The organism is Ruegeria sp. BHSC026 (assembly GCF_059613065.1).
In genome coordinates this window covers 167,059-181,127 of sequence record NZ_JBXWRV010000003.1, presented here as the reverse complement: position 1 = coordinate 181,127, position 14,069 = coordinate 167,059, and the positions used below count along the sequence as shown (strand labels likewise).

The window sequence follows — 14,069 nt, the reverse complement described above, 5'->3', positions numbered from 1 at the left end:
TCACGCACCTTCGATGCCATCAAGGAACTGCATCGGATCGAAATCCTCGGGCAGGTCGTCCAGCCATTCTTCGGTAGCGGCCAGTTCCTCGGCCTCGTAAGTCTCGGGCTTCCAGATCTGGAACGTGTCGCCCGCGGCGATGAAGAACGCCTCGCCCTCAAGCCCGATCTTGTTGCGCAGCTTGGCCGGCAGAACAAGGCGTCCGGTTTCATCGACTGTGGTCGGGAAGGACTGTCCGTGGAACAGGCGCTGCAACATCTTTCGCTGCATCGAACCGCGCGGCAGCGCGTCGATCTTGGCATCGACCTCGTCGATCGCCTCCATCGTATAGCATTCAAGGTATTTACGGCGATGGTCGCCATAGACGATCACCAGTTCGGGATTGCCGCCGGGCTGCCAGTTGGGGTCCGAGGCCTCGAGCACGCGGCGAAATGAGGCCGGGATCGACACCCTGCCCTTCGCGTCCACCTTGTGGTGGCTTTCACCTCTGAACCTGCGCGCCAAGACGACTGTCCCTTTCGCTTGCGCCCCACCAAAAATCGCATCCCCCGGATGAAAAACGGCGGGTTGATCTGCTGCCACTGATCAACCCGCCGCATTGACCCGCTTTGCGGGATGTCCAGCTGCGCGCGCCACCTGGGGGGATGTCTGCTCGCCCGCGCGCCGGATCTGTTGAGTGATGAAAGCGAGATGCCTGTATGAAACCTGTTTGTTATTTGGTTCGGGGTCGTTTGGCGCCCCATGTGCCTCGTCCTCATCGGATGAATAAGGGATGCCATGGGAATTCATGGAAATCAATGAGAAATTTTCCCCGAATCCAGATCCACACTGGAATACCACTCATTCCGCCAATCTACAAACAGCTCATTTGCACCGCTAGTTGTAGCTATCTTCAAAACGCACACAATATATAGGCCATTTCTTCACTGAAGACTTTTTCCCATGAATTCCCAACTTTTTTCGAATGCTCATCACCAGAACCGGATTTTTTAGCGAAATCTCCCTGATCGACCCGAATCACTGCACCTCTCAGCCCGGCAGACCAAGCCGTTTTCCAGGTCGATCCCACGAAATCCCGCATCCCCCATTTGATCCCATGCACACCCATTGATGTGACCTGCCCGAGTTCAAGGCATCTCAAGAACGCTGAAATCTCAACTTTTCGCGCGTAAATTTTTGGCAAAACTGACAAGGCGGCTTTTGCCCCACGTCGTGACACACACACAGGTCATCTGCCGAAAACCCATATTTTATTGGCATCTTTGGGCTGCAGTGAGGATTCTCCCGTCAATCTATGCATTTGCTGCATAGCGGCATTGAGGGCGCTCGGTATTGTGCACCCGCAGCATTCGCTTATTTTCGGTTTCAAGAAAACGCCGTGGACACGCGGCAGTCACTCAAACGGATTAGGTAACGAACATGGCAGTCGCATCCACCAACAGCGCAGTCAAAAGCGCCTCGGCATTCCGCTTCGCGTCGCTGATCGAAGCTGCAAAAACCCGTTTCGCACGGTACCGCCTGTACCGCCAGACTCTGAACGAACTGTCCGAGCTGTCGGATCGCGAACTGGCCGACTTGGGCCTGCACCGCTCGATGATCCGTCGCCTGGCCATGCAGGCCGCCGAGGAACAGTACGCGCGCTGAGCGCAACGAAATACCGAGATCAGGTCCACTCCTCCTCCCATAGGACCTGTATTTCAGCGGCAGCATCTCTCCTCCTCCCTGGTGCTGCCGCACCCTATACCGGCCCCAACCTGCCGGAAGCCGATACATCGGGGCTCTCCTCCTCCCTGCCCTGATGTTGAAAGCGCGCGGCGGCGTCCTCCTCCTCCCTGACGTCGCCGCGCACTTCGAGATACCGGGCAAGACCCGGGAACGGATGCATCGGGTTCTCCTCCTCCCTTCCCGATGTGAAAAGAGCGCGGTGGCACCCCTCCTCCTCCCTGGTGTCACCGCGCGCTTCAGATACCGGGCAAAACCCGGGTTCGGATGCATCAGGGCTCTCCTCCTCCCTGCTCTGATGTTGCCAAGAACGGCGGTTCCCCTCCTCCTCCCTGGGAACCGCCGTTTTTTCATTCGGGTATGAAAAAGGCGCCACGGGCATGCCCGGGCGCAAAACAACAAATCTAGCATGTGCGGGCAGGCACACTCCGCTGGATCAGAACGGCACGTCGTCCTTGGCGGTCAGGAAGCGGGCGACGACCTTCTTTGTCCCGGCCTTGTCGAACTCGACCTCAACCTTGTCCCCCTCGATCCCGACCACGCCGCCATAGCCGAATTTCTGGTGGAACACCCGCTCGCCCAGCGTGAAGCTGGCCACGGCCGTCACGTCGATCACGGTGTTGCGGGATTCGCGCGGCTGCGACATGCCGTATTGGCCCTGCCGCGCCTGCATCCGTTTCCAGCCGGGCGAGTTGTAGACGTTGGCCTGCGCCGCGCGCGTTTCGATGCCTGCCGACATCTGACCGCCGCCATAGAGGCCCGGAGGCGTTAGCACCTCGACATGATCCTCGGGCAACTCGTCGATGAAGCGCGAGGGCATCGCGTTCTGCCATTGCCCGAACACGCGCCGGTTGGCGGCGAAGGAAATGGTGCAGACCTCTTCGGCGCGGGTGATGCCGACGTAGGCCAGCCGCCGTTCTTCCTCGAGCCCCTTGAGACCGGTTTCGTCCATCGACCGTTGCGAGGGAAACAGCCCGTCCTCCCACCCCGGCAGGAACACGGCCGGAAACTCCAACCCCTTGGCGGCATGCAGGGTCATGATCGAGACCTTGGGCCCACCGCTGTCCTGTTCGTTGTCCATTACCAGGCTGACATGCTCCAGGAATCCTTGCAGGTTCTCGAAATTGTCCAGCTGGTTGACCAGTTCCTTGAGGTTTTCCAGCCGGCCCGGCGCCTCGGGCGTCTTGTCGTTCTGCCAGTGCGCGGTATAGCCGGATTCGTCCAGCACGATCTGCGCCAGTTCGATATGCGACACCTCGGGCGGGCCGTAGCGAACAGGTGCAGTGCCGTCGTCGATGACCGCATCATCCTCGATCTCGATCCGCGGGCCGCGGGTCATCGCGTTCCAGCGCGCCAGCCCGTCGACCAGTTCGCGCAGGGCCGCGGCGCCCTTGCCCTTGATCAGCCCTTGTTCAACCGCGATCCGCGCGCCCTGAACCAGTGACACGCCATGATCCCGCGCGGTGCGCTGGATCGTCTGCTGCGCCTTGTCGCCCAGGCCGCGCTTGGGGGTGTTCACGATCCGCTCGAAGGCCAGATCGTCCTCGGGGGAAACCACCAGCCGGAAATAGGCCATGGCATCCCGGATCTCCATTCGTTCATAGAATCGCGGGCCGCCGATCACCTTGTAGGGCAGGCCGATGGTCAGGAAGCGGTCCTCGAAGGCGCGCATCTGGTGGCTGGCGCGCACGAGGATAGCGATTTCGTCCAAGTTCATCGGCCGCACGCCGCGGGTGCCGCCCTGCATGGCGTCGATCTCTTCGCCGATCCATCGGGCTTCTTCCTCGCCATCCCAATGGCCGATCAGGCGGACCTTTTCGCCCTCAGGCTTGTCGGTCCACAACTCTTTGCCCAAGCGGCTTTCATTGCCGCGAATGACGTTCGAGGCGGCAGCCAGAATGTGCGGGGTCGAGCGGTAGTTCTGTTCCAGCCGCACCACATGGGCGCCGGGAAAGTCCTTTTCGAACCGCAGGATGTTGCCCACCTCGGCCCCGCGCCAGCCATAGATCGACTGGTCGTCGTCGCCCACGCAGCAGATGTTCTTGTGCCCGCCCGCCAGCAGCCGCAGCCACAGGTATTGGGCGATGTTGGTGTCCTGGTATTCGTCCACGAGGATGTAGCGAAACCAGCGCTGGTATTGCTCCAGCACGTCCGCGTGGGTCTGGAAGATGGTGACCATGTGCAACAGCAGGTCGCCAAAATCCACCGCGTTTAGCTCACGCAGGCGGGTCTGGTATTGGGCATAAAGCTCGACGCCCTTATTGTTGTAGGCCCCGGCATCGGCGGTGGGCACCTTGTCGGGCGTCAGGGCGCGGTTCTTCCAGTCGTCAATGATGCCGGCCAGCATCCGCGCGGGCCAGCGTTTGTCGTCGATGTTCGCCGGCTGCACCAGCTGCTTGAGCAGGCGCAGCTGATCGTCGGTATCCAGAATGGTGAAGTTCGACTTCAGCCCCGCCAGTTCCGCATGGCGGCGCAGCAGCTTGACACAGATCGAGTGGAAGGTGCCCAGCCACGGCATTCCCTCGGCGGGCTGGCCCAGCAGGCGGCCGACCCGTTCCTTCATCTCGCGCGCGGCCTTGTTGGTGAAGGTCACGGCCAGAATCTCGTTCGGGCGGGCCCGCCCGGTGTTCAGCAGATGTGCGATGCGGGTGGTTAGGGCCTTGGTCTTGCCGGTTCCCGCCCCGGCCAGCATCAGGATTGGGCCATCCAATAGCTCGACCGCCTCGCGCTGGGCCGGGTTCAATTCATTCAAGTAGTCCGCCTCGGGCCGAAGCGCGGCCATGGCGCGGGCCGACAGCGAAGCGCCTTCGAAGGCGTCATTTTCATCGAAACTGCTCATGCGCCCAAACTAAGCCGGAAGCGCGTCGAGGGAAAGGGTTTGTTCACGGCTTGTTCGCACGATCTTTCAGATTTTCCACCCGATGGCTGCATTGCTGCGGGGCTTGGGGTGCATCTGTCTGAAACCCTTGCCGAATCGGGCCTCAGGTCGGATCAATCGACATGGACCTGCACAGCACCTATCCGGGGATCGAGGATCTGAAACGCCGCGCACGCCGTCGGCTGCCGCGCTTTGTCTGGGACTATGTCGACAGCGGCACCGGGGCTGAGACCGCGCTCAGACGCAACCGGGCGGCTCTGGACCGCATCGGGTTTCTGCCCGCCATCCTGAAAGGCCCGCTGGAATTCGACACCGGCACCCGCTTTTCGGGGCGCGACTACCCCCTGCCCTTCGGCATGGCTCCGATCGGGATGTGCGGGCTGGTCTGGCCTGGGGCCGAAGCGCTGATGGCCCGCGCCGCCGCGCAGGCGGGCATTCCCTATGTTCTGTCCACTGTCGCCAGCCAAAGCCCCGAGGACATGGCCCCGCATATCGGCCCAGACGCCTGGTTCCAATTGTACCCGCCCAAGGACCCCGAGATTCGTACCGACCTGCTGAACCGCGCCCGGTCCGCCGGGTTCGGCACTCTTGTGCTGACGGTCGATGTGCCCGTGGCCTCGCGCCGGGAACGGCAGACCCGCTCGGGCCTGACCCATCCGCCGCGCCTGACGCCGCGCCTGCTGGCGCAGATCGCCGCCCGCCCGGCTTGGGCCTGGGGCATGGCGCGTCACGGCAAGCCCCGGATGCGCACGCTGGACAAATATATCGACGGCACCGCCAACCTGCCGCCCACGGCGCATATCGGATACCTGCTCAGGACCTCTCCGGGCATGGATTATGTCAAGTGGTTGCGCGACCACTGGCAGGGGCCGCTCATCATAAAGGGCGTGCTGCGCCCCGATGATGCCGAGCGGCTGAAGAAGGCCGGGATCGACGCTCTGTGGGTGTCGAATCACGGTGGCCGCCAGTTCGATGGCGCGCCGGCCAGCATCGACATGCTGCCCGCAATCCGCGCTGCGACCGACCTGCCGCTGATCTTCGACAGCGGCGTTTCGGGCGGGCTGGATATTCTGCGGGCGCGCGCCTTGGGCGCCGATCTGGTCATGCTGGGGCGGGCTTTCCTCTATGGCGTTGCAGCATTGGGCGCGCGCGGCCCGGCCCATGTCATCGACATTCTGCGGCAGGATATGCTTGCAAATATGGGACAATTGGGCGCCGCAACGCTAAAAGATCTGCCGGATGTTACCGCAAACATTGATGCCGCGATGCAGCACGTGCCATAAAACGCCACAATAGGCGGCGTTTGCGAGCGATAACATGCCGGTTCTACCCAGAACTACAGATATATCTGCGTGCAAACTCGGTCTATTAACACGGCCAAATGCAAAAGACCGGGACTTGCCATGACTGACTTCAAGAAAATCCTGATCGCCAACAGGGGTGAGATTGCCATTCGCGTAATGCGCGCCGCGAACGAGATGGGCAAACGCACCGTTGCCGTCTATGCCGAGGAGGACAAGCTGGGCCTGCACCGGTTCAAGGCGGACGAGGCGTATCGCATCGGCGAGGGTCTGGGCCCGGTCGCGGCCTATCTGTCGATCGACGAGATCATCCGCGTCGCCAAGGAAAGCGGCGCTGACGCCATCCACCCGGGCTATGGCCTGCTGTCGGAAAACCCCGATTTCGTGGATGCCTGCGTGCAAAACGGCATCACCTTCATTGGCCCCAAAGCTGAAACCATGCGCGCCCTGGGCGACAAGGCCAGCGCCCGCAAGGTAGCGATTGCCGCCGGCGTGCCGGTGATCCCGGCGACCGAGGTTCTGGGCGACGACATGGACGCGATCCGCAAGGAAGCGGCCGAGATCGGCTATCCGCTGATGCTCAAGGCGTCCTGGGGCGGCGGCGGTCGCGGGATGCGCCCGATCTATTCCGAAGATGAGTTGGAGGAGAAGGTTCTGGAAGGCCGCCGCGAGGCCGAGGCCGCGTTCGGCAATGGTGAGGGCTATCTGGAAAAGATGATCACTCGCGCCCGCCATGTCGAGGTGCAGATCCTGGGCGACAAGCACGGGCAGATCTATCACCTGTATGAACGCGACTGCTCGGTCCAGCGCCGCAACCAGAAGGTCGTGGAACGCGCCCCTGCCCCGTATCTGACCGAAGAACAACGCGTCGAACTGTGCGACCTGGGCCGCCGCATCTGCGCGCATGTGAACTATGAATGCGCCGGTACGGTCGAATTCCTGATGGATATGGAGACCGGCAAATTCTACTTCATCGAGGTGAACCCCCGCGTCCAGGTCGAACACACTGTGACCGAAGAGGTCACCGGCATCGACATCGTGCAGGCGCAGATCCTGATCGCCGAGGGCAAGACCTTGGCCGAGGCCACCGGCAAGGCCAGCCAGGACGAGATCCGCCTCAACGGCCATGCGCTGCAGACCCGTGTGACCACCGAGGATCCGCTCAACAACTTCATACCCGATTATGGGCGCATCACGGCCTATCGCTCGGCCACGGGCATGGGTATCCGGCTGGACGGCGGCACGGCCTATGCCGGTGGGGTGATCACGCGGTATTACGACTCGCTGCTAACCAAGGTCACCGCCTGGGCGCCCACGCCCGAAAAGGCGATCGCCCGTATGGACCGCGCCCTGCGCGAGTTCCGCGTGCGCGGTGTTTCCACCAATATCGCCTTCGTCGAGAACCTGCTGAAGCACCCGACCTTCCTGTCGAACGAATACACCACCAAGTTCATCGACGAGACGCCCGAGCTGTTCCAGTTCAAGAAGCGCCGCGACCGGGGCACCAAGGTTCTGACCTATATCGCCGACATCACGGTCAACGGGCATCCCGAGACCAAGGATCGCCCGCGCCCGCGTGCCGACCTGAAAGAACCGAAGCCCCCCGCGCCCAAGGCCGAACCCCTGATGGGCACACGCAACCTGCTGGAACAGAAAGGCCCGCAGGCCGTGGCCGACTGGATGAAGGCCCAGCGCCAGTTGCTGATCACCGACACCACCATGCGCGACGGGCACCAGTCGCTTCTGGCCACCCGCATGCGCTCGATCGACATGATCCGCGTGGCACCTAGCTATGCCGCGAACCTGCCGCAGCTGTTCTCTGTCGAATGCTGGGGCGGGGCAACGTTCGACGTGGCTTATCGCTTTTTGCAGGAATGCCCGTGGCAGCGCCTGCGCGACCTTCGCGAGGCCATGCCCAACCTGATGACCCAGATGCTGCTGCGCGGCGCCAATGGGGTGGGCTATACCAATTATCCCGACAACGTGGTGCAGGAGTTCGTGCGCCAGGCCGCCAAGAATATCGACGTGTTCCGCGTGTTCGACTCTCTGAACTGGGTCGAGAACATGCGCGTGGCGATGGACGCGGTGATCGAGAACGGCAAGATCTGCGAAGGCACCGTCTGCTATACCGGCGATATCCTTGATCCGAACCGCGCCAAGTATGACCTGAAATACTATGTCGGCATGGCCAAAGAACTGCGCGATGCCGGTGCCCATGTTCTGGGCCTTAAAGACATGGCCGGTCTCTTGAAACCCGCCGCCGCGCGGGTTCTGATCCGCGCACTGAAAGAAGAGGTCGGCCTGCCGATCCATTTCCATACCCACGACACCGCCGGCATCGCCAGCGCCACCATCCTGGCGGCCAGCGAGGCGGGCGTGGACGTGGTGGACTGCGCGATGGACAGCTTCTCAGGCAATACCAGCCAGGCGACGCTGGGCACCGTGGTCGAGGCCCTTCGCCACACCGACCGCGACACCGGCCTGGACATCAAAGCGATCCGCGAGATCAGCGATTATTTCGAGGCGGTGCGCGGCCAATACGCGGCCTTCGAATCCGGACTGCAGGCCCCCGCGTCCGAGGTCTATCTGCACGAGATGCCGGGCGGCCAGTTCACCAACCTCAAGGCGCAGGCGCGCTCGATGGGGCTGGAGGAACGCTGGCACGAGGTGGCGCAGATGTATGCGGACGTGAACCAGATGTTCGGCGACATCGTCAAGGTGACGCCGTCCTCGAAAGTGGTGGGCGATATGGCGCTTATGATGGTCAGCCAAGGCCTGACCCGTGAGCAGGTCGAAGACCCCGATGTCGATGTCGCCTTCCCCGACTCGGTCATCGACATGATGCGCGGTAACCTGGGCCAGCCGCCGGGCGGCTTCCCGGAGAAGATCGTCAAGAAGGTGTTGAAGGGTGAAAAACCCAATACCGAACGCCCCGGCAAACACCTGCCGCCGATCGATCTGGAGGCCACCCGCGCCGAGCTATCGAAACTGCTGGAGGGCAAGGAGGTCGATGACGAGGACCTGAACGGATACCTCATGTATCCCAAGGTGTTCCTGGACTACATGGGCCGTCACCGGATCTATGGCCCGGTGCGCACCCTGCCGACCAAGACATTCTTCTACGGCATGGAGCCGGGCGAGGAGATCTCGGCCGAGATCGACCCCGGCAAGACGCTGGAAATCCGGTGCCAGGCGATCAGCGAGACCGACGAAAAGGGTGAGGTGAAGGTGTTCTTCGAACTGAACGGTCAGCCCCGCGTGATCCGGGTGCCCAACCGGATGGTCCAGGCCTCGACCATTCAGCGGCCCAAGGCCGAGCCGGGCAACGCCAACCATGTCGGCGCACCAATGCCGGGCGTGGTGTCGACCGTGGCCGTGACCGCAGGCCAGGAAGTCAAGGAAGGCGACCTTCTGCTGACCATCGAGGCGATGAAAATGGAAACCGGCATCCATGCCGAGCGCGACGCCACCGTGAAGGCGGTGCATGTCCAGCCCGGCGGCCAGATCGACGCCAAGGACCTGCTGATCGAACTGGAGTGACCAGTATCGTCACAAAAAAGGCGCGCCCCACGGCGCGCCTTTTTTTTCGTTTCTACCCGTTCAGCCGTCGCTGGTTTCCGCGACGGGCTGTTGCGGCAACTGGTCCGGCGTGTCGTCGATCGAAACCTCGTCGTCCTGCTCGATCGGCGCAGGCAGGCCCAACAGGTCGTGCAGTTCATGCAACGCCGGATCCGACAGGTCGCGGCCGCCGGTCAGCGTATCCAGCGCCTCTCGCGGATCATCAGCCTCGGCCAGCGCGTCTTCGGCCTCGGTCACGGCCTGTTCGGCCTCGGCCACGGCGGCTTCATACTTTTCCTGCGCGGTGATGCCTTCGGCGGCTTCTTCCTCGGTCGGCGCGAACTGGTCTTCGATCTCGGAGTCGGTCAAGCCTTGCAGGTCGGCCAATTCCCGTTCGCGCAGTTCAAGATCCTCGGCCGCGCCAGAGAAACCGAGTATGGTCTGCTGATAGCTGTAAAGCTTGCCCGGCATGCTGTTCGGGGCTGCGTTCATCAAAGCCGTCTGGCTGGCATGAGCAGCATTCAATCCCTTGAGTTCGGACGCGATCTTGCCGTGTTTGCTGGGTTTGACATAGGGTTCTTCCACCACCGTAGTCACGGGAGCGACTCTTGCCTTCCGGACCGGTGTCTCGGCCTTCTTTTTCCCTTTGAACAGGTTGTCCAGTTTCGCCACGAACCCGTTCTGCCCGGTGCTGCGGTTATTCGATTTGGCTGACTTGCGCTCGGCTTTGGGCTTGGACAGCCCCAATCCGGACAAGAAACCTTTGCCCTGACCCGACTTGCCTTTGCTTGCGTTGCTGCGCCCGGAATTGCCGCTCTTGGCGCTTCCGCGGTCGCCGGCCTTGTCGGCTCCTTTGCCCTTGCCGCCATCGTTGCCGCCGCCTTTGCCCCCACCGTTGCCGTTGCCATTTCCGTTCTTGGCAATCGCAATGTCAGGCGTGGCCACAACCGCAACGAAGCCGACCGCCCCGGCCAGCAATATCGATGTCGCCACGACCCGCGAAATTGAAGAAATCCTATGCATCACTAACTCCTTCCGAGCTATCTGGGACGAACGCATCACGACACGGATTGCGGACAAATAGAGATTAACGAATACACTAAATTTAGAAAGTGGCAAAAGTCTGACGACGAAACCCTGTCAGCTGTTGGACGCCAGTGTCCGGACTTGCATCACAACCCTTGAATCCCTGTGCTCTTGGCGGTGCTTGTCCGGCTGACCGGCCATCAACGCCAGCAGGATTGCGCCTGCCAAGGCCACAAGCTTCAAATTCTCGACCCTGCCCCTCATTTCACCTCCACTATCGTCTTAGCCGGGTGTTTCAGGTTTTGAACGGCCGCGCGGCGCTGTTCCGTCGGAAAATTTTTTCGGTTTTCGTGCGTTTTTCCTCTTGCAGCTTTCCGCCAGAATTTATAGTTCACGCCTCACTCGACGGCGCGGGCGTAGCTCAGGGGTAGAGCATTACCTTGCCAAGGTAAGGGTCGTGAGTTCGAATCTCATCGCCCGCTCCAACGAGGACCGAAAGGTCATACAAGATATCTGTTTGCGGGCGTAGCTCAGGGGTAGAGCATTACCTTGCCAAGGTAAGGGTCGTGAGTTCGAATCTCATCGCCCGCTCCAGATGTCAGCTTTTTCCGAACACAAAGTCGGGTCCGACCCAGCCGCATATCGGCCGGATCGGTGTGCGTTGTCAGAACGCCTTGAACGTCATCGTGGTCAGCGACCGTTCGATGTTGGGAATGTCCAGCAGCCGTTCGTTGATGAAATGCCCCACGTCCTGGTCCTTGGGAATATAGAGCTTGAGCAGCAAGTCCCATTCTCCGCTGGTCGAATACAGCTCCGAATGAATCTCGCGCAGGGCGATTTCTTCGGCGACCTTGTAGGTGGTGCCGGGTTTGCAGCGGATCTGGATGAAGACGCAGGTGGACATTTGCAATGACCTTGTTTGTTTCCTTGCGCGCAAGCTGGCACGCCGGGCAGCCGGGTGCAATCCCTTGCAACAGTTGGCCGCGACCGAAACGATCTGACTGGAATCCCCCGCCCGTCCCCGTCTATAAGCGCCCCTGTAGCAAGAGGATTTCGCCAATGCGCACAGCTTCGATCAGCCGCAAGACCGCCGAGACCGCGATTTCGGTCGAGGTCAACCTCGACGGCACCGGCACCTATGACAACCAGACCGGCGTGGGGTTCTTCGATCACATGCTGGACCAGTTGGCGCGGCATTCCCTGATCGACATGACGATCCGGGCCAAGGGCGACTATCACATCGACGACCACCACACCGTCGAAGACACCGGCATCGCGCTGGGTCAGGCGCTGACGCAGGCGCTGGGGGACAAGAAAGGCATCCGGCGGTATGGCGAGTGCCACCTGCCGATGGATGACGCGCAGGTGCGCTGCGCGCTGGACCTGTCGGGCCGACCGTTTCTGGTTTGGAACGTGGACCTGCCGACACCCAAGATCGGCAGTTTCGACACCGAGTTGGTGCGCGAGTTCTTTCAGGCGCTGGCCACCCATGGCGGCATCACCCTCCATATCGACCAGTTGCACGGCCTCAACAGTCACCACATCGCCGAGGCGGCGTTCAAAGCCGTCGCCCGCGCCCTGCGCCAAGCGGTCGAGACCGATCCGCGCAAGGGGGATGCGATTCCATCCACCAAGGGCGCGCTCTAGATGCTGACCGCGATCATCGACTACGAAAGCGGCAACCTGCACTCGGCGGAAAAGGCGTTTCAACGCATGGCGCGCGAGCTGGACGCGGGCGAGGTCGTCGTGACTTCGGACGCCGATGTGGTGGCGCGCGCCGATCGGCTGGTGCTGCCCGGCGACGGCGCCTTTCCCGCCTGCGCGGCCGAGCTGCGCGGGCACAAGGGCATCCACGATGCGATGGTCGAAGCGGTCGAGCAGAAAGGCCGCCCATTCCTAGGTATCTGCGTCGGCATGCAGCTGATGGCGACCACGGGCCGCGAATATACCGACACGCCAGGCCTGAATTGGGTGACCGGAGACGTGGTGCGGATCGAGCCCACGGTCCGAGCGCTTAAGGTTCCGCATATGGGGTGGAACGATCTGGTGATCGAGAGCGAGCACCCGGTGTTCAACGGCGTCAACTCAGGCGATCACGTCTATTTCGTCCACTCCTACCATTTCCGTGTCGCCAACCCGGCGCAGCGTCTGGCCCATGTGGACTATGGCGGGCCGGTCACGGCCGTGATCGGCCGCGACACGATGATCGGGATGCAGTTTCACCCTGAAAAAAGCCAGGATGTGGGCCTGAGGATGATCGGAAACTTCCTGACTTGGGCCCCCTGACCGGTTACTGCACGCGGGTCCAGGCCTGGCCGCGACAGATCAGGCCGCCCGCAACGCAACCCTTGACCGTCAGCTTGTTCTGACCGTCCAGCGACATCTTGGAGTTGTAGGTCTTGTCCCGGTCCGGTGCCCAGATCTTGCCGCCGCTGTAGCTGCCTCCGCCATCCGCGACCATGTCCCAGATGATGTTCTTGCCCAGGTTCTCATAATCCAGCTGCTGGTTTCCGTCCTTGTCGAACGCGCTGTCGATGATGCCGCAAACGGCGCTGCCGCAAGGGCTGATCGAAACGTGCAGATATCCGCCGGTATCCCCCGGCTGGGTTTTCCAAAGCCCGTCGACCGGGTCATCGGCACGTGCGCCAGTGGCCATGGTGACCAGCGCCGCAGCAGCGGCCAGAGCAAGTTTGTTCATGGTGTCCTCCCTGTTTTGCAGGCAGTCTGACCGCCGGCACCCGTTCCGGCAAGATTGACTTTGCGTCGCGTTGCATCCCCTGCCCCGCCTGTGCCATATCCCGCGCCAGTACCAGTCACGAGAAGGCCGCCCGACATGATCCTCTACCCCGCAATCGACCTGAAAGACGGCCAGGCCGTGCGCCTTCTGCGCGGCGAGATGGACAAGGCCACAGTCTTCAACGAAGACCCCGCCGCCCAGGCCCGCGCGTTTGTCGAAGCCGGCTGCGAATGGCTGCATCTGGTGGACCTGAATGGCGCTTTCGCCGGGGAACCCGTGAACGCCGCCCCGGTCGAGGCGATCCTGAAGTCCTGCGAGGTACCGGCCCAGCTGGGCGGCGGCATCCGCGACATGGCCACGATCGAGACCTGGCTGGACAAAGGGCTGGCCCGGGTGATTCTGGGCACGGTTGCGGTGGAAAACCCCGATCTGGTCCGTCAGGCGGCCAAGGCCTTTCCCGGCCAGGTCGCCGTCGGCATCGACGCACGCAACGGACGCGTCGCCACCAAGGGCTGGGCCGAGGAAACCGACGTGATGGTGACCGACCTGGCGCGCAGCTTTGAAGACGCGGGCGTGGCGGCGATCATCTACACCGACATCAACCGCGACGGCGCGATGCAAGGCCCCAATGTCGAGGCCACGGCCGACCTGGCCCGGGCAGTCTCGATCCCGGTGATCGCCAGCGGTGGGGTCAGTTCGCTGGACGACCTGATCGCGCTGCGCGACTGCGGCGCAAACTTGAACGGCGCGATTTCAGGTCGCGCGCTTTATGACGGAGCGCTGGATCTGCGCCAAGCGCTGGCAGCATTGCGCGACTGACCGCTTCATCTGGCCCGAAATATCCTCG

Annotated in this window: 13 protein-coding genes and 2 tRNA genes; 8 read left to right on the top strand and 7 right to left on the bottom strand. The window is 62.2% G+C overall.

Annotated features, from left to right (window positions below):
• Together mraZ and AC2FME_RS05360 are read right to left on the bottom strand one after the other, a co-directional pair.
• Entirely contained in the window at positions 1-504 is a 504-nt protein-coding gene (gene mraZ, locus AC2FME_RS05365) for a division/cell wall cluster transcriptional repressor MraZ (protein ID WP_496685986.1), read from the bottom strand.
• 388 nt (positions 505-892) lie between these two features.
• Positions 893-1,219: a hypothetical protein gene (locus AC2FME_RS05360; RefSeq protein WP_496799843.1), complete on the bottom strand. Its 327-nt coding sequence runs from the start codon at positions 1,217-1,219 to the stop codon at positions 893-895.
• Positions 1,220-1,419: 200 nt separating this feature from the next.
• On the opposite strand from AC2FME_RS05360, the gene AC2FME_RS05355 reads away from it, so the two are divergent.
• The gene (locus AC2FME_RS05355) at positions 1,420-1,644 is read left to right on the top strand and encodes a DUF1127 domain-containing protein (RefSeq protein ID WP_496685980.1); all 225 of its coding nucleotides are present in this window, start codon (positions 1,420-1,422) and stop codon (positions 1,642-1,644) included.
• Between the two features lie 94 nt (positions 1,645-1,738).
• On the opposite strand, the gene AC2FME_RS05350 is transcribed toward AC2FME_RS05355, so the two are convergent.
• Both AC2FME_RS05350 and AC2FME_RS05345 read right to left on the bottom strand, forming a co-directional pair.
• The gene (locus AC2FME_RS05350) at positions 1,739-2,104 is read right to left on the bottom strand and encodes a hypothetical protein (protein WP_496794549.1); all 366 of its coding nucleotides are present in this window, start codon (positions 2,102-2,104) and stop codon (positions 1,739-1,741) included.
• Between the two features lie 54 nt (positions 2,105-2,158).
• A complete protein-coding gene (locus AC2FME_RS05345) occupies positions 2,159-4,561 on the bottom strand; it encodes an ATP-dependent helicase (RefSeq protein WP_496799842.1) in 2,403 nt (800 codons plus the stop codon).
• A 161-nt stretch (positions 4,562-4,722) separates the two neighbouring features.
• On the opposite strand from AC2FME_RS05345, the gene AC2FME_RS05340 reads away from it, so the two are divergent.
• Together AC2FME_RS05340 and AC2FME_RS05335 are read left to right on the top strand one after the other, a co-directional pair.
• Positions 4,723-5,883 carry an alpha-hydroxy acid oxidase gene (locus AC2FME_RS05340; RefSeq protein WP_496799841.1) on the top strand — a complete coding sequence of 387 codons (1,161 nt, stop codon included), beginning with the start codon at positions 4,723-4,725 and terminating at the stop codon, positions 5,881-5,883.
• Positions 5,884-6,003: 120 nt separating this feature from the next.
• Positions 6,004-9,441: a pyruvate carboxylase gene (locus AC2FME_RS05335; RefSeq protein ID WP_496685972.1), complete on the top strand. Its 3,438-nt coding sequence runs from the start codon at positions 6,004-6,006 to the stop codon at positions 9,439-9,441.
• Positions 9,442-9,501: 60 nt separating this feature from the next.
• Here the strand turns inward: AC2FME_RS05335 and AC2FME_RS05330 are convergent, their stop codons facing one another.
• Positions 9,502-10,482 carry a hypothetical protein gene (locus AC2FME_RS05330; protein WP_496799840.1) on the bottom strand — a complete coding sequence of 327 codons (981 nt, stop codon included), beginning with the start codon at positions 10,480-10,482 and terminating at the stop codon, positions 9,502-9,504.
• A gap of 413 nt (positions 10,483-10,895) precedes the next feature.
• Between AC2FME_RS05330 and AC2FME_RS05325 the strand changes: the two genes are divergently transcribed.
• Positions 10,896-10,970 (top strand) — tRNA-Gly (locus AC2FME_RS05325).
• 34 nt (positions 10,971-11,004) lie between these two features.
• Positions 11,005-11,079: transfer RNA gene (locus tag AC2FME_RS05320), tRNA-Gly, on the top strand.
• A gap of 70 nt (positions 11,080-11,149) precedes the next feature.
• On the opposite strand, the gene AC2FME_RS05315 is transcribed toward AC2FME_RS05320, so the two are convergent.
• Positions 11,150-11,389, bottom strand: a complete 240-nt coding sequence (locus tag AC2FME_RS05315; protein ID WP_149774720.1) for an Lrp/AsnC ligand binding domain-containing protein — start codon at positions 11,387-11,389, stop codon at positions 11,150-11,152.
• Positions 11,390-11,544: 155 nt separating this feature from the next.
• On the opposite strand from AC2FME_RS05315, the gene hisB reads away from it, so the two are divergent.
• On the top strand, positions 11,545-12,132 hold the full coding sequence (gene hisB, locus AC2FME_RS05310; protein WP_496799839.1) for an imidazoleglycerol-phosphate dehydratase HisB: 588 nt from the start codon (positions 11,545-11,547) through the stop codon (positions 12,130-12,132).
• Positions 12,133-12,771 (top strand): imidazole glycerol phosphate synthase subunit HisH, encoded by a 639-nt coding sequence (gene hisH, locus AC2FME_RS05305; protein ID WP_496799838.1) that lies wholly within the window; start codon positions 12,133-12,135, stop codon positions 12,769-12,771.
• Between the two features lie 4 nt (positions 12,772-12,775).
• On the opposite strand, the gene AC2FME_RS05300 is transcribed toward hisH, so the two are convergent.
• The gene (locus AC2FME_RS05300) at positions 12,776-13,183 is read right to left on the bottom strand and encodes a DUF2147 domain-containing protein (RefSeq protein WP_496678805.1); all 408 of its coding nucleotides are present in this window, start codon (positions 13,181-13,183) and stop codon (positions 12,776-12,778) included.
• Between the two features lie 135 nt (positions 13,184-13,318).
• On the opposite strand from AC2FME_RS05300, the gene hisA reads away from it, so the two are divergent.
• Positions 13,319-14,041 (top strand): 1-(5-phosphoribosyl)-5-[(5-phosphoribosylamino)methylideneamino]imidazole-4-carboxamide isomerase, encoded by a 723-nt coding sequence (hisA, locus tag AC2FME_RS05295; protein WP_496678804.1) that lies wholly within the window; start codon positions 13,319-13,321, stop codon positions 14,039-14,041.
• Positions 14,042-14,069: the final 28 nt, after the last annotated feature.